This window comes from Citrobacter sp. Cs237, assembly GCF_030332325.1.
Taxonomy (GTDB): domain Bacteria; phylum Pseudomonadota; class Gammaproteobacteria; order Enterobacterales; family Enterobacteriaceae; genus Citrobacter_A; species Citrobacter_A sedlakii.
This window is the reverse complement of record NZ_JAOWIB010000105.1, coordinates 61,989-77,064: the sequence shown is the minus strand read 5'-3', so window position 1 is coordinate 77,064 and position 15,076 is coordinate 61,989. Positions and strand designations below refer to the sequence as shown.

At 54.7% G+C, this 15,076-nt stretch carries 11 protein-coding genes and 1 pseudogene; 3 read left to right on the top strand and 9 right to left on the bottom strand.

Annotation, left to right across the window (positions count from 1 at the left end):
- Positions 1-63: 63 nt before the first annotated feature.
- The 3 genes from OGY07_RS12935 to OGY07_RS12925 all read right to left on the bottom strand — a co-directional run bounded on the left by OGY07_RS12935 (position 64) and on the right by OGY07_RS12925 (position 3,142).
- On the bottom strand, positions 64-600 hold the full coding sequence (locus OGY07_RS12935; RefSeq protein WP_286601012.1) for a dihydrofolate reductase family protein: 537 nt from the start codon (positions 598-600) through the stop codon (positions 64-66).
- A gap of 208 nt (positions 601-808) precedes the next feature.
- Positions 809-1,846: a hypothetical protein gene (locus OGY07_RS12930; protein WP_286601009.1), complete on the bottom strand. Its 1,038-nt coding sequence runs from the start codon at positions 1,844-1,846 to the stop codon at positions 809-811.
- Between the two features lie 402 nt (positions 1,847-2,248).
- Positions 2,249-3,142, bottom strand: coding sequence for a LysR family transcriptional regulator (locus tag OGY07_RS12925; RefSeq protein ID WP_286601007.1), 894 nt, complete (start codon positions 3,140-3,142; stop codon positions 2,249-2,251).
- 204 nt (positions 3,143-3,346) lie between these two features.
- Here OGY07_RS12925 and OGY07_RS12920 point away from each other — a divergent pair, with 204 nt between their 5' ends.
- The 3 genes and pseudogenes from OGY07_RS12920 (at position 3,347) to OGY07_RS12910 (ending at position 6,437) form a co-directional block, all read left to right on the top strand.
- The gene (locus OGY07_RS12920) at positions 3,347-4,939 is read left to right on the top strand and encodes a carboxylesterase/lipase family protein (RefSeq protein ID WP_286601005.1); all 1,593 of its coding nucleotides are present in this window, start codon (positions 3,347-3,349) and stop codon (positions 4,937-4,939) included.
- 34 nt (positions 4,940-4,973) lie between these two features.
- A pseudogene (locus OGY07_RS12915) lies at positions 4,974-5,408 on the top strand (aldo/keto reductase); the annotation flags it as partial.
- Positions 5,409-5,690: 282 nt separating this feature from the next.
- Entirely contained in the window at positions 5,691-6,437 is a 747-nt protein-coding gene (locus OGY07_RS12910) for an SDR family oxidoreductase (protein WP_060569175.1), read from the top strand.
- Positions 6,438-6,761: 324 nt separating this feature from the next.
- On the opposite strand, the gene OGY07_RS12905 is transcribed toward OGY07_RS12910, so the two are convergent.
- The 6 genes from OGY07_RS12905 to tssF form a co-directional block, all read right to left on the bottom strand.
- Positions 6,762-7,283: a toxin-antitoxin system YwqK family antitoxin gene (locus OGY07_RS12905; RefSeq protein WP_286601003.1), complete on the bottom strand. Its 522-nt coding sequence runs from the start codon at positions 7,281-7,283 to the stop codon at positions 6,762-6,764.
- A 10-nt stretch (positions 7,284-7,293) separates the two neighbouring features.
- Complete coding sequence (locus tag OGY07_RS12900) at positions 7,294-9,258, bottom strand: type VI secretion system Vgr family protein (RefSeq protein WP_286601001.1); 1,965 nt, start codon at positions 9,256-9,258, stop codon at positions 7,294-7,296.
- A 121-nt stretch (positions 9,259-9,379) separates the two neighbouring features.
- Entirely contained in the window at positions 9,380-9,919 is a 540-nt protein-coding gene (locus tag OGY07_RS12895) for a hypothetical protein (RefSeq protein WP_286600999.1), read from the bottom strand.
- 18 nt (positions 9,920-9,937) lie between these two features.
- Entirely contained in the window at positions 9,938-12,445 is a 2,508-nt protein-coding gene (tssH, locus tag OGY07_RS12890) for a type VI secretion system ATPase TssH (protein WP_286600998.1), read from the bottom strand.
- Between the two features lie 12 nt (positions 12,446-12,457).
- The gene (locus OGY07_RS12885) at positions 12,458-13,381 is read right to left on the bottom strand and encodes a type VI secretion system baseplate subunit TssG (RefSeq protein ID WP_286600996.1); all 924 of its coding nucleotides are present in this window, start codon (positions 13,379-13,381) and stop codon (positions 12,458-12,460) included.
- The gene (gene tssF / locus OGY07_RS12880) at positions 13,345-15,066 is read right to left on the bottom strand and encodes a type VI secretion system baseplate subunit TssF (RefSeq protein ID WP_286600994.1); all 1,722 of its coding nucleotides are present in this window, start codon (positions 15,064-15,066) and stop codon (positions 13,345-13,347) included. Before tssF ends, OGY07_RS12885 begins: the two co-directional genes overlap by 37 nt.
- Positions 15,067-15,076 lie beyond the last annotated feature (10 nt).

Genomic DNA, 15,076 nt, shown 5'->3' with positions numbered 1-15,076 from the left:
TACCGCTGGCAACTGGGGCATTTTCTCGCTTTAGCGAAGGTCGCCACTGTGCTTATATTCAGCTTATGACGTCAGCCGATAGTGCGACTGCACCAGACCCGAAGGGAAGCTGCGGCTGGATAATAGCGTCAAACCGATATCATGGGGCAGTTCTCCAAACAGCGGTTTTCCCGAACCAAGCAGGACAGGAACGGTAGTGATAACGATATCGGCGACCAGACCTTCGCGCAGGAACGACTGTATTAATTGCCCACCATCGATATAGACCCGGTGCACGTTCTTCTCCATCAGGTCAGCAAGAGCCTCCCCTGGCGTGCGGCATGAAAACTGCACTTTACCCTTCAGCGTCTTGGGCACGGGGGTATCGGTTAGCTGCCGGGAAAGCACCAGCACGGGCCGATCATAAGGCCATTCGTCAAAGGTCAGCACCTTCTCATAGCTGCCTCGCCCCATAATGATCCAATCTTTGTCCGCAATGAATGCGGCATAGCCATGATCTTCTGTCGGGTCATCGCGCTTCAACAGCCAGTCGATATCGCCATCCTGTCGAGCGATATAACCATCAAGACTGACCGCGATGAAAACATGTGTGGTGACCATAAAGAGCTCCGTATTCAGGTTGCATATATCTCGTTGATTAGCAATGTCCGCTCCAGGCACGAAGCGAGCAAGTTACCTAAGCTGAAGGTCCGCTGTGAGCGAGGAGCGGACGTTTTAGACCTCAGAACCTAATGCCTGTAATCTATCCCGCAGTATGCATCCTTTAAAGTGTGGGATTTCGTGTGCATAGCTACGTAACTGGTGAATATTATTGGGCATTCGGGGATATTGCTGTCTTTAGGTCGATAGCAAGCATCTCTGCTCGCTGATTCAAAGCATCTAACATGAAATCTTTTTTATCTTTTACGGTAACTAGTGAATAGTACGGCTCACTATTCGTACAGGTTAAGCGTGATATTGTAAAGTCATCATGATGAGGTATTAATGCACGGTAGTTTCCTTCAGAGAGAAACATAAATCGAGCTTTAGGATGTTCGTTGAGCCACATATATTTATTCCTACAAAAGAAAGTGTCTCGTGTATCATATTCCATGGCAAATCCGTAACCGAATTTGATGATGGAGAATGTCTGAACACTAAATGCAATATATGAAATGTAACCAATAAAAAATAATGGAGCAAAAACAGACATTGAATAGTTAATATCACAACAGGGTGTTGCCTTTACCTTTTTCACCTGTGGAATAATAAGGGTTAAATAAGGGGTGCACATAAAATAAATAGCATAGTAGAAAATAAATATAAAAAGCAAGGCCGTGACTGCTGTCATGAGCTTGTTAAATGTGGTGTCAAAAGGAATATCAAATGAGTTAGAGACTAGCGAGCGAGCAAGATAATATGAAATTAAAGTTACTATTACCCATGAATATTTAATCCCTAGTTTTACTTTTGCAATTATGTTTTTTTCTTTATTGTCAAAAGATTTTAGGTGGGATAAAATTGTATATGCAATTAGTAAGGTGGTCATGATAATTAATGCATTTGGAATGATGATACTGATATGATCAATAATCTTAAAGGAAATACATGTCAATAAGAACAATAACGACGAAAACAATGCCGCACTTTGCGTTTTTCTATGACTTTTTCGAAGGCGAGTGGCCAGCTGATTGGTCGATTTTTTGTTCCAATAATAATGTATAACTAGCCCGCTTAGGATAATCATCCCCAGCCAAATAACAATTGGGTATACAAGGCCTCTCTGAGGCATGATGACGAGTATTGCCATATAGAAGAATAAAAAATGGGTGATGCCAAGGTTTAATGATTTCCATATTTTTTTCATTGATGCTCTTTTTTATAATTAGTGATTCCATTAAAAATATTAGGTTTTTATAACAGATACCAACAACAATAGGAAGTTAATTTTGTGATCGAATAAACGATAAACGAGAATAGATAATTGCACCGAATCTTCTAGGTGAATCAAAGAGTTTTACCGAGTATGTTCCTCTATTCCTCGATGTCTACTTCTGGAACTTAGCAGACTGCTTTAGGCTGACAGTCCGCTCTGAGCGAGAAGCTGACCTTAGACCCTGTAATAAAGTCGGCCTGATACCCGCAGACATTTTACTGCGACCTAAATTCGTGATGGTAAAAATGCTCAGTGGTTCGAACCTGTCAGCGATGAGCAATATAAAGATCTGTAGCCACACTCGGCACTGCATATAAAATGCAGCATCGTACCTTAATCCTGTACGCGCAAGGCTTTAAGAAGTTCACTGAAAGCTGGTGAAGCCTGATGGCGATGCGGATAATAAAGATAAAATCCGTCCCAGAAGGGAGAGAACTCCTCAAGAACTCTTATTACGTCACCTTTTTCAATCCAGGGCTGGGCAATGTCTTCCGGTACATAAGCAAGCCCCAGCCCCGCTACAGCGGCATCAAGTACATGAAAAATATCATTGAAAATCAGTTGGCCATCAACCCGTATTTTTATTTCCCGTCCGTCTTCCTCGAATTCCCATGCATAGATACCGCCTCTGGTAAGAAAACGATAATTGATGCAGCTATGGTGGATTAAATCCTGAGGTTTTTGCGGTTCCTCGTGGCTGGCGAAATACGATTTCGCGCCGATTACCGCAAAACGAAAATCCGGGCTTATACGCGCTGATATCATCCCATTGGCTAACTGATATCCCATTCTGACGCCCGCATCAAATCGGTCGTTCACAATATCTGATAGGCCATTATCCTGCACCAGTTCAACGGTGACGTCCGGATAACGCGGGATAAACTCCCGCAATTTGGGCAGCAGCACGCAACTGATGGCAAAATCAGGAGCGTTAATTCTTATTGTCCCTGAAGGTTTATCTTTAAACGCATTGAGCGCCTCAAGCTGCGCTTCGATCCCATCAAAGTGCGCGCCAATCCCTTCCAACAAACGCTCTCCGGCTTCCGTTGGGGTTACCGAACGGGTAGTGCGAGTCAACAGCCGGATGCCAAGCCTTTTCTCGAGATTACGGATCGTATGGCTCAGGGCAGATTGTGAGATGCTCATCTTTGCCGCCGCCTTTGTGAAGCTTCGCTCCCGCGCTACGGTGAGAAATGCGGCCAAATCATTAATATTATTTCGTACCACTGGCATCTCCTCTTGACCAATGAATCTGCATTGCCCCTCTGTGCCATGCCTGAAAAGACGTTTGTCGGCCTTTCCGGTTTACCTTACCAGACCACTGACCAATTTATGAGAATTCTTCATGATTCTAACCAATATTACCCGACTAATTTTCTTAGCGCTGAGCCTCTATAGTTATGCCATGTTTTTTCAGTCTCAGGATTTAGTATGAAATCTCACTTCCCCGCTAGTAAAATTGCGGCAGCGGTTATCGTTAGCGCAGCGGGGCTGTTCAGTGCTTCAGCCCCGGCAAAAGATCCCACATTGATTCGTACGCATTCTGGCCCGGTGATCGGAACAGAAAAAGAAGGTGTCATTTCGTGGCTCGGCCTGCCTTATGCCGCGCCCCCGGTCAATCAGCTTCGCTGGCAGCCGCCCCATGCCGTCGCTTCATGGTCCACGCCGAGAAAAGCAAACGCGCTGGCGAACCGTTGTGCACAAAATGCCGATCTCGGTGATTTTGCCAGCGCTGGCGGTAGCGAAGATTGTCTTTATCTTAACGTCTATCGCCCTGCTGTCTCTGGTAAGGAAGATAAGAGGCTGCCTGTTTTTGTCTGGATCCATGGTGGTGCGCTTCAGGTAGGCCAGGGTGCCGATTATGACCCTTCAAAGCTGGTCACCCAGGGCAAAGCCGTAGTGGTCACGCTGAATTACCGTTTGGGCGTGTTTGGCTTCCTGTCTGTGTCGGGACTTGATTCGGAAGGCCATGAATCAGTTAACTACGGGCTAATGGATCAGCAGGCTGCGCTACGCTGGGTACAGAAAAATATTTCTGCGTTTGGCGGCGATCCTTCAAACGTGACAATTGCCGGAGAATCATCAGGCGGCAATAGTGTTATGGCGCATATCGTCGCGCCAGGCTCGGCAGGATTGTTCCAGCATGTGCTCTCAATGAGTGGCGCAGCCATTATGTCCCGCTACCCCGCTTTTGGCGCACCGCATCCTCTCAAAGTGGCGCAGGAGACCGGTGCAGAGTTTGCACGGGCGTTGGGTTGCAACCCAGAAGATTCAGGCTGCCTGAGGGCGGTACCGACACAGCGGATACTGAAAATGCAGACGCCGTATCTGCAGAACCAGCTCATCATTGATGGCAGCGTCATCCCCATACATCCGGCAGACGCTTATAAAAACGGCAATATTAACCCTGTCACGCTGATTAACGGTACGACGCGCGACGAAGGTCATTTCTTTGTGGCCTTGCCAGAGTTAATGAATGGTAAGTCTCTGCAGGCAAAAGCCTACCCGGAGTGGATCGGTCACCAGTATGGAGACACGCTGAAATCCAGGGTTCTTGCCGAGTATCCGCTCAGCGACTATGAAAACCCGAGTGAGGCATTTGCCGCTACGGTCACCGACAGCTTGTTCTCGTGCCCGGCTCGCGCCCTGAACCAGGCGCTCTCAGACATAATAACTGTATATGCTTATGAGTTCAGCGATCGTACGGCACCATCCTATGTAGGCCCAACGACTTTCCCGCTGCTTGCGGCGCATACCTTTGAACTGGCGTATCTGTTTCCCGGATTCCATGGCGGAAGCTCAGCTCATATCACATTAAATCCGTTGCAGGAAAAATTATCGGACGAAATGGTTAGCTATTTTGTTGCAATGGAAAAAATGTCATCACGCGAACAAGCCTGGTCCCGATACAGCCCGCAACGCGATAACTTCATGACTTTCGCTTTGCCAGCGGCGACGATGGTTTCAGGACGTTTTTCTGATGATCATCACTGTGCATTCTGGGATCAGCAAGGCATCTACTAACCGCTAAGTGATAAACAGACGTGAGGATTAAGTTATGAAATACAGGACGCTTGGCAGTATGGGATTAAGAGTTTCAGAGATGGGGTTGGGATGTATGGGACTCTCCTATGGCTATGGCCCCAGCCAGAGCAAGAAGGTAGCAATTGACCTTATCCGCTCGGCCTTTAAAGAGGGCATAACATTTTTTGACACGGCTGAGGCTTATGGCGCAGATAACGAAGAGTGGCTGGGGGAAGCCGTTCAGCCTTTCAGGCAGAACGTCATCATTGCCACTAAATTTGGCTGGAAAGAGGGTGATGCCAGCCTGGGTGAACTGGACAGTCGCCCGGAACGTATACGGCAGGTTGCCGAGCAGTCGCTCAGACGCTTACGTACCGACTGTATTGATCTTTTCTATCAGCATCGGGTTGATCCGGCGGTTCCTATTGAGGATGTTGCCGGAACGGTAAAAGACTTGATTTCCGAGGGTTAAGTTAAACATTTCGGTCTTTCCGAAGCCGGAACGGCTGCAGGAAAATATCGGGGCCGTGGAGGTGAACATTACGCCGGATGATTATCTTCAGATAGAAGCGATTTTTGAGAGATGGCCTGTTAAAGGCGAACGTTATCGGGAAGGGGGTATGAAGCTTGTCGGTCGTTAACGGCCCGGAGTGGTATTTAGAAAACAGGAAGATACAGTTGCTATCAGACAACTTGTCTCACCTGGGCTTATTCCCGTTATGTGTTCAACTAATTACTGAAGGTAACCCTTATGAGAGAGAATATTAAAGGTAAAGTTATCGTTATTACCGGTGCGTCAAGCGGGATGGGCGAGGCTGCAGCACGGTATCTGGCAAAACAAGGTGGCCGGGTCGTACTGGCGGCCCGGCGTGCTGAGCGAATTGATGTTATCGCGAATGATATTAACGGACAGGGTGGTGAGGCGCTGGCACAGACTACTGATGTCACGCGTCTGGAGGATGTGAAAAAACTGGTCGATACTGCCGTGGCAAAATGGGGACGCATTGATGTACTCATCAACAATGCGGGAGTAATGCCGCTTTCATCCCTTGATCAGGCAAAGGTAAATGAATGGGACATGATGATTGACGTCAATCTGAGAGGAGTCCTGCACGGTATCGCTGCGGCGCTCCCTATAATGAAAGCCCAGCAGTCCGGTCACATCATAAATACAGCTTCGGTTGCAGGTCATCTTGTATTTCCGACTTCTGCAGTTTATTCAGCCACTAAGTTTGCGGTACGCGCCCTGACCGAGGGGCTGAGAAAGGAGGCTAGCACATACAATGTCCGTGCCACGATCATTTCTCCGGGAGCGGTATCAACCGAATTACTGGACCATATCAGCGATAAGGATGTCCAGGCTGCTAACCAAGATTATGTCGGTAAGGTTGGCATCCCTCCTGAAACCTATGCCCGTATGGTTGCATTTGCCATAGGTGAGCCGGAGGATGTTGGCGTAAACGAAATTATTTTCCGCCCAACAGCGCAGGAACTGTAAGATCCGAGGATACTTTTACAGCGAACCTTCTCCTGTAGAGAGGGTTCGGTTTTACGTATGTTTACTGGTTGATCAATCTGCCAGATATAGCTTTAATTGCAACAGGGTTATGAATGTCCGCAATTGGCACAGAGCGGCCTGTTTGTAAGACCAGTCAGATCTGTTATAAGCGACAAGCCTTCAACGTCCATCAGAGCCTCTACCAACACGCCAAATCCCGCCCCCAACAATCAATTTAAAAATCAATCAGATAAAAAAACCCTTCCATATCAACATCATCGCCACTCTTTTTGCGCCTTCCCCACCCATTACAAGGACGTCAGATTACAGCCGCTCGGTCCATTTACTCAACCGCGACTGGGGCTTGCCGTCGGCACTCACTGCACGACCGTCCGGCAGCCAGCGCTCAGTCTCTTTTGTCAGCTTCCCGCAATCATAATATTGCCGCAGCGCCCGTGCGCCGTCGGGATAAAACTGTTCGCTGCACTGATGCCTCAGGCCATGTTGCCACTGCTCGCGCAGGTGCAGCGCGCCGGAGGGGTAAAAGCTGCGACATTCGCCATGCAGTTCGCCGTCATGCCAGTGTTCTTCCCGCACCAGCATTCCTTCTGGCGAATAATAGCGTGCGACGCCATGAAGCCTGCCGTACTGAAACACCTGTTCCAGCGCCAGGTGTCCGTTAGGGTGCCAGTTCTCCATTTTGCCGTGCAGTAACCCCTGCTGATAACGCAGGATCGCCAGCAGTCGACCGTGCTCCTCAATGCGCGTCTCGCCGTTAAGCAGGCCGCCGCTCAGCCCGGCCTGAATGCGGGTACGATCCTGCTGCAGCTCCAGCGTTTCGTTCATCACGTCTCCGTCAGTTGATCTTCACCATCCCGCCTTTAATAATCAGCATGCCGCCACCGTCCACGGTCTGGGTGGCGCTGGCTTTGCTGGTCAGGGTCGCTTTTGCTTCCTGACTGATGGTTGCCGCTTTCTGGGTCAACGAGGCTTTTGCTTCACTGGCGATGTTGGTCGCGTCCAGCTTCAGGCTGCCCGAGGCGCTGGCGTTAAGATCCGCCCCGCTTTTCACTTTCAGGGTTTTGCCGCTCTCCAGGGTTAGCGTGCCGCTGACCTTGATGGTCAAATTGCCGTCGACGTTAAGCGTGTAGTCGCCCTTCACCTTATGTGTGTCGTTGCCGTCGATGGCATGTTCCTGATCGCCCTTCACCGTCACGCTACGCTTGTCCTTCACCTCCAGGATGTCGCTGCCCTTCTCAATTTTCACCGTGCGGTTGCCCTTTTTCAGGATGACGGTTTCGTTGCCCTCTTCAACGGTACGCGTGCGATCGTTTTTGACGCTCTGAATGTCGTCGTGGCCGATCGCTGTTTTGCTGTCGTTGAGCACCGTAAGCTGGAAATCTTTCTGCGCCTGCATCGCCAGCAGCTCGGCGTCTTTTTTATCGTCAAAGCGCAGTTCGTTAAAACCTTTTGCGCTGTGGGTTTTAATGCCGGACTGGGTCTGGTTCGCCGGAAGGGCATACGGCAATGCATTCGCGCCGTTGTACACGCAGCCGGTAATGAGCGGCTTATCCGGGTCGCCGTCGATAAAGCTCACCACCACTTCCTGGCCAATGCGCGGGATAAACTGCGTGCCAAAGCCGTTGCCGCTCCAGGCGGTAGCCACCCGCAACCAGCAGGAGCTGGTTTCGTCGCTTTTGCCTTCTCTGTCCCACGAGAACTGCACTTTTACCCGCCCGAGTTTATCGGTCCAGATCTCCTCGCCACTTTTGCCGACCACCGTCGCCGTTTGCGTATGCATAAAGGGCTGCGGCGTCACGGCGAGCGGGCGATACGGCGTGGCCTTTGGAATGGCGGTAAAGCGGTTGCGATAGCGTTCACCATCGTATTCATGACTGACAGCGGTGACCAGCCAGTCGATGTTCAGGGATTTGTCATCGTGATCGGTTAAGGAAAACCAGTGTCCGGCCATCAGCGCCGCGCAGTCGCTTTCGCCCACCAGCTGTTTGGCCTGCGCCTTCAGGGCATTGACCTTCCACGCCGCCAGCGCGTCGCCCTGCGCTTTTTCACTAAACCTGCCGGGGTGCTGATACTGCGTGCCGCCCTTCTTCTCACCGGCCTGGGCGAACAGCGCCGCTTTTGGCTGCTCATAGTTAAAGTCGCTGCTCTGGAACCCCTGCGAAGTAGCCTGTAGACGCAGCTCTACCGAGCGAATCGCCCCGGTTTCCCGTGTGCCGCTTGCTGCCGCCTGATACTTCACCTTTTTGTCGCCTGCAATGGGCGGGAAGGCGCTGTTATCATCCGCCAGCATCAGCGTGTGCTTACCTTGCGCATGAGTGAAGAACCAGAAGATCCCCTCCTGCTCCAGCAGTCGCGAGACAAAATTAAAATCGCTTTCGTTGTATTGCAGGCAGTATTCGCGCTTTGTTGGTTTGGTTTTCAGCTTGAATTGATAGTCGGTAAACCCACCGTCTTTAAAGACCTTCTCGACAATCTCCTGCGCACTGAGGTTCTGAAACACACGGTTATTGCTGGCGAGCGTCAGCCACCATAGCCAGGGGCGCAGGACAAACTGATAGCGATCAGCGTTGCTGGTCGCCGGAAGCTGGTGCGCTTCGGCAATCAGTCCGTCATAGTCGGCGTTATTTATAGTGGCGGTCAGATGGGTCGCCAGCGCGCTGTCTAAGGTTAGCGGCGCGGCGGTGGTTGCGGCGACGGTGGCGGTGGTCAAGGCGTTAAGTTGCGATTCGGTTTGCGCGGTAGTGGCGGTCAGGCCGGTCAGGGTTGGGGCAGTGAGTTTTATGATGGTGGTGTCGGGCATGGGAAATTCCTTTTATATTTGAAGAGTACGTCATGCATGGTGGCGCTACGCTTACCGGGCCTACGGGATTTGCAGCCTTTGTAGGCCGGATCGCCATCCGGTATTTCATAACTCAAAATCACTACAGAGGAGAGTTCGTGCGAACAACGTCAACAACGTATTTAAGGATTTCATCTTCATCTAAGCCTGAATCATTAAAATATGTTTTAATAGTGCTCCATCTACTAACATCAAAAATGCTTTTATCTTGCAAGCTAACCGGCCATTTCCATGAGCTTGTAAAATGCTTATATATATCGCCTGTTGTTTTTACCACGCCGATTAATCCCAAAAGTTCAAGAACAAAAGCACAAGATTTACAAGGTGGAGATGATATTTCAATACAATTAATTTTTTTATCTTTATTCGCAGATGAAAAATAATTATCCAATGCCGTCATTTCAGCATGTGTACAAGTCATTGCATTATAACTTCCCTCAATTGCCTCAGTTACCCCATCGATACGTATAACTGCATTGCATGACATATAATTATCTTCACCTCCCCCAGATAAAGCTGTATTAATTTTAGAACGATAACGAATACCTATATTGTCAAGAGCAGCGTATACACACTGTTTCCCACGTGTAACATTGCTTGTATTAATCCGTCTTCTACACATGACATCACCGTTTAGCAATTATAATTGAACACCCATCACTTCCCCAACCACCAGGTTCTCAACATCTCTGGCCCCGACTCCCTTACATTTCTCCATCACCCTTTCGACCAACCCCTCATCCATATTCAACCTCTCTCCCGTCGCCACAAAATACCGCTGCGCTAATTTCTCCAGTTTCGCCAGCACAATCCCTTTTAATATCTCCTCATCCAGCGCCCGATAAGCCACCGTGGTCATCCGCGCCAAAAACGCCGGACGAAAATGCTTTAACAACTCCTCGCGCAATGCCTCGTTAAACCGCTCGCTTTTTAATTCAGAAGCAGGCGTATCGAGAATTAACTCCGCGCCGACGTTACTGGTCGCCAGCATCACCGTGTTTTTAAAATCAACAATCAGCCCGGTGCCGTCTTCCATCACCCCTTTGTCGAAGACGTTATAGAACGCCTCCAGCACGTCCGGGTGCGCCTTTTCGATTTCGTCGAGCAGCACCACGGAGTAAGGACGGCGGCGCACCGCTTCGGTTAACGCCCCGCCGCTGCCATAGCCGACGTAGCCCGGCGGCGCGCCTTTGAGCTGGCTGACGGTGTGCGCTTCCTGATATTCAGACAGATTAATCGTGATGAGATTGCGTTCGCCGCCGTACAGGGCGTCGGCCAGCGCATACGCGGTTTCAGTTTTGCCGACGCCGGTGGGTCCCACCAGCAAAAACACGCCGACCGGCTTTTGCGGATCGGTCAGGCCGCTGCGGTAAGCGCGCAGCCGCTGGGCGATGGTTTCCAGCGCTGCCTGTTGCCCCATCACCCGCTCGCTCATCCGTTCGGCCAGCGTGCGCAGGGCGTGGGCTTCGTCGGTGAGCATCTGCCCGAGCGGAATACCCGTCCAGCCGCCGATCACCGCCGCAACGGTGGCGGCATCCACGCAGTCCGGCACCAGCGGCACTTCGTCGCGCAGCTGGGCGGCGGCGGTTTCCAGCTTGCCGATCAGCGCCGCGCACTCCACCAGCGCCTGCTCCAGCTCGTCGTCTTCCGGCTGCGCGCTGAGATCCAGCATCCGTTGGCGGGCGGCCAGTAACTCGCCGACCCGCTGACGCTCATCCTGCCAGCGCTCTTCCACCTCCCGCGCCTGCAGCTGTAACTTCTGCGCCTGCGCCTCCAGCTCGCACAGCCGATCGTGATGATCGACGCCCACCAGCAGCTCGCGGTTCAGGCGCGCGCTCTCTTCTTCGATGGCCGCCTGCTGCTGACGGATCTCTTCCAGCGCGGGCGGCACGTCATGCTGTGCCAGCGCCACCCGCGCGCAGGCGGTGTCGAGCACGCTGATGGCCTTGTCCGGCAGCTGACGTCCGGAGATGTAGCGCTGCGACAGGCGCACCGCCTCGCGGATGGCGGTATCCAGGATTTGCACCCCGTGATGCGCCTCCAGCTTGTCGGCCACCGCCCGCAGCATCACCACTGCGCGGTTTTCGTCCGGCTCTTCGATCTGAATACGCTGAAAACGGCGGTCCAGCGCCGGGTCCTTCTCGAAATACTTTTTGTACTCTTGCCACGTCGTGGCGGCGATGGTGCGCAGCTCGCCGCGCGCTAATGCGGGTTTCAGCAGGTTGGCGGCGTCGCTGCCGCCCTCGGCGCCGCCCGCGCCAATCAGCGTGTGGGCCTCGTCGATAAATAAAATGATCGGCTGCGGGGATTTTTTTACCGCCTCGATCACCCTTTTCAGCCGCTGCTCAAATTCCCCCTTCACCCCTGCGCCCGCCTGCAACAGGCCGAGATCGAGCGCCAGCAGGGCCACATCGCGCAGCGGCGGCGGCACGCTGCCTTCAGCGATGCGCAGCGCCAGCCCTTCGGCGACGGCGGTTTTGCCGACGCCGGGCGCGCCCACCAGAATCGGGTTGTTCTGCCGACGGCGCAGCAGAATATCAATGCACTGGCGGATCTCGGCGTCGCGCCCGATAATCGGATCGATCCGCCCCTCTCTGGCGTCGTGGGTGAGATCATAGGTGTACTGTTCCAGCACGTTCTCATCACCAACCGCCGGGGCTTCGCCTGGCGCATCGCACACCGTTTCAGCGGAGCCGCGACACCAGCTCTGCCACTGTTCTTCCAGCGTTTCGGCGGGGATCTTCAGCAGCAGCGGCATCCCCAGCGCCAGTTGGGCGCGCAGGCGCTCTCGGGTAAGTAGCGTCAGCAGCAGCAGCGCGGAACGTACGTTCTTCATCTGGCGGAGGGAGGCCAACAGCAGCGTCCCTTCCAGCAGTTCTGCCAGTTGTATGGAAAAGATCGGCACCCGCGTACAGCCAGTTTTGAACTGCGCCAGGGCGCGTCGGATCTCGTCGCGCAGCGCGTCGGCGGCAATCCCCGCGCCGCTGAGGCAGCAGGCCAGATCGCTGTGCTCGTCGTCCAGCAGGGCCAGCAGCAGATGCTCAGGCTCCACAAACCAGTGTCCCTGCGCCCGGCTACGCTCCGCGGCCTGTTCCAGCGCGCGAAAGCAGATCGGGTTCAGTCGTTGTACCAGCGCTTTTAAATCCATGCGGCGTTCTCCTTAATCCTTAAGATGTTGTCGGTTGCAGAACGATGACGTTCCGCGCCCCCTGAGCTGCGCGGTGCGCCCGAGAAGCGGCGGGCGGTCGCGGGTTAACGTGGTGTCCAGCGTCAGCGCGCCGCGCATCATCAGTTCCAGCGACACGCCTGCGCCAAACCAGATTTGCCCCAACTGGCAGAGGGCCTTAAACCCCTCGCCGCCGGGCAAAAATGCCCGCCACTGCGTGGCGTCAGCAATATCCAGATATACCCGCAGCGCCGCATGCTGGTTCCAGGCGCGCCTACCCGCCACGCTGTCGCGGCCCAGGCGGCTGCCGGTGCGCCCCTGCGACGCGGGCGGCAGCGTCTGCCAGCGTCCGATAAACGCTTCTGTGCGCAGCGTGACGTTAAGCATCGCCGCCGCAAGGGCGATAAAGCCCTCCGTCGATCGCCTGCGGTTCGCCAGCAGCCCGCTCTGCGCCAGCAGGCGGGGCGACCCGCGCCCCTGCATGGTCGTCGAGTCAAAACCACACAGCGCGCGCATGATGGCGAAGCCCGGCGCATGCTCCCGCGCGGCATAGGGCGTCGCCAGCCGCCAGAGGCTCAGGCTGCGGCAGTGGTGTTCAATCAGCCGCCGCTGAAACAGATTGAGAAAATCCTGCGGCGCGGCGTTTTTGTCCTGGGTCGCCTGCTGCAGCCACTCCAGCCAGCCGTAGGGCAGCACGCCGTCGGCGCCGCCCGGTCCGAGGCTGCATACCCGCAGGCGGCCATCGCGCTGCACGCCGATCTCCGCGGGCGCAAAGGCCAGCCTATAGTCGCCGCACAGCTCGGGGATCTCTCCGCGCAGTTCAGCCAGCCTGACGTACTGCTCGAGCGAAAAACGCCACGGCTCGCGCCGCAGTCGCTCAGCTATACTGTCAGCGCCGTTTCTTCGGTATCGCGCCATAGCGGCAGCGCCTCCCCTTCATCCTGTAAGACACACTGTACAAAGCAGTTCGCCGTCGCGTTCTGCGCCAGATAGCAGGCGATAATCGCGGCAAACAACAGGCGACTGCTGGCGGTAAAGGCCTGTGGATCAAGCGTCAGCGTCACCCGAATACCGTTGCGCCAGCCGCGCCAGGCCTCGCCGCCGCGATGTTCGCTTACCCGCTCGCAGCGCAGGGCGCTGATGCCGTTAATCTGTTGCCAGAAGGCAGGCGACGCGCCGGACGGAGCGTAGAGCGCCAGCATCTCCTTCAGCGACGCCCGAGCCATTTCGCCTTCGGTGAGCGACAGGTGGTTGAGCGCCAGCGAAGAGACCAGCCGCCAGCGCGCGTCGCGCTGCGCAGCGGGGGCGGAAGGCGTTGTCGGCGTACCCAGCAGACGCACCTGCGCCACCGGGCCGGGCTGTTCGAAAGTGAGCGACGTGCCAGCCGCCAGCGTCAGGGGCGTCTCGCCGTTGCTGCACCATAGCCTGGCCGTCAGGCTGGCCTCTTCCGGCGGTTCCGCCGGGTCGAAGCGGCTGTCCACCAGGGTGAGCCACAGCGTATTGCCCTGCGCGCGATGGCGCCGCGCATGCCAGAACCAGCGGGCGTCGCTATGCCCCTGCGCTGAATAATAAGGCGGCACGCGCCACGCCGCGTCGCGGCTGCTCATCCACAGATCCTGGATACGATAGATCTGCATGGCGCTATCGTTGTGATCCGCCACCAGCCGCTGTTCGCTGCGGGTATGTTCGGCGATCAGCGGTTCTGAGGTACGGGTAAATAAGTTGACCAGCGGCGCACAGCCGGTACGAATATCGCCCAGTTGCAAAGGCAGCGCCATTTGCGGGGCGCGGTCAAAGGGGATCCACAGGGTCATCGCGTCGTCATCCGGCCCCGGCGGCATCGGCAAATCGAAATACATCAGCGCCTGCGGACAGTGCATCCACGCGCTCAGCGCCAGCCCGCTGGCGGGGGCGGCGGCATCAAACGGCAAAATGCGCGCCGCGTTCTGCACGCCCACCGGCTGCGGACGCCGCGGCCCGATAACGTGAGCGTAGAACAAATCAAAAAGCACAGCGTTAATCTGCGGCGAAGCGCAAAGATGTACGCGCAGCGAGGTCATCGCCAACTGCGAAAAGCGGTGCGGCGCCAGGCAGCGCAGGCGAATGCGCAGCGCGCCGCGCGCGTGGGGCTGCCCGCAGTAATGCTGCGCGGTCGCGGCATCGCACCATTCAAGCGAGTCAATCGCCACCGGCCACAAGGTCTGCTCCAGGGCGGTGCGCCACCAGACCGTTTTCCCCTCCGCGGTCAGCGCATAGAGCGGCGTTCCGGCGGACAGGACATAGCCGCGCGTCAGGTCGCCCGCCAGCGGATCGGGGGAAAAACAGGCGGTCGCGGTCGAGGGAAAAGGACGCATCAGGTGCGGAGAAAGCTGCTCCAGCAGCGACTCGCTCAGCTCGCCAAAGCCGTCGTCCAGCCGCTGGTGCAAGCGGGCGCTTTGTAGCGCGAAGCCCTCCAGCAACCGCTCAACGTGAGGGTCCGGGCAGTCAAACTCGCTTAAACGCAGGCGGGCCGCCACCTGCGGATGGCGACGGGCAAACTCGCCGCTGGCCGCACGCAGCCACCGCAGTTCTTGCAGGTAATCATCAAGCAGCCGATCGTCCATTGATCTTCCT

What these genes read in the sequence shown, in the direction of transcription:
- tssF (WP_286600994.1), bottom strand. Translation starts at nt 15,066, where the DNA reads ATGGACGATCGGCTGCTTGATGATTACCTGCAAGAACTGCGGTGGCTG.
- OGY07_RS12885 (WP_286600996.1), bottom strand. Translation starts at nt 13,381, where the DNA reads ATGGCGCGATACCGAAGAAACGGCGCTGACAGTATAGCTGAGCGACTG.
- OGY07_RS12935 (WP_286601012.1), bottom strand. Translation starts at nt 600, where the DNA reads ATGGTCACCACACATGTTTTCATCGCGGTCAGTCTTGATGGTTATATC.
- OGY07_RS12930 (WP_286601009.1), bottom strand. Translation starts at nt 1,846, where the DNA reads ATGAAAAAAATATGGAAATCATTAAACCTTGGCATCACCCATTTTTTA.
- OGY07_RS12900 (WP_286601001.1), bottom strand. Translation starts at nt 9,258, where the DNA reads ATGCCCGACACCACCATCATAAAACTCACTGCCCCAACCCTGACCGGC.
- tssH (WP_286600998.1), bottom strand. Translation starts at nt 12,445, where the DNA reads ATGGATTTAAAAGCGCTGGTACAACGACTGAACCCGATCTGCTTTCGC.
- OGY07_RS12910 (WP_060569175.1), top strand. Translation starts at nt 5,691, where the DNA reads ATGAGAGAGAATATTAAAGGTAAAGTTATCGTTATTACCGGTGCGTCA.
- OGY07_RS12895 (WP_286600999.1), bottom strand. Translation starts at nt 9,919, where the DNA reads ATGTGTAGAAGACGGATTAATACAAGCAATGTTACACGTGGGAAACAG.
- OGY07_RS12920 (WP_286601005.1), top strand. Translation starts at nt 3,347, where the DNA reads ATGAAATCTCACTTCCCCGCTAGTAAAATTGCGGCAGCGGTTATCGTT.
- OGY07_RS12905 (WP_286601003.1), bottom strand. Translation starts at nt 7,283, where the DNA reads ATGAACGAAACGCTGGAGCTGCAGCAGGATCGTACCCGCATTCAGGCC.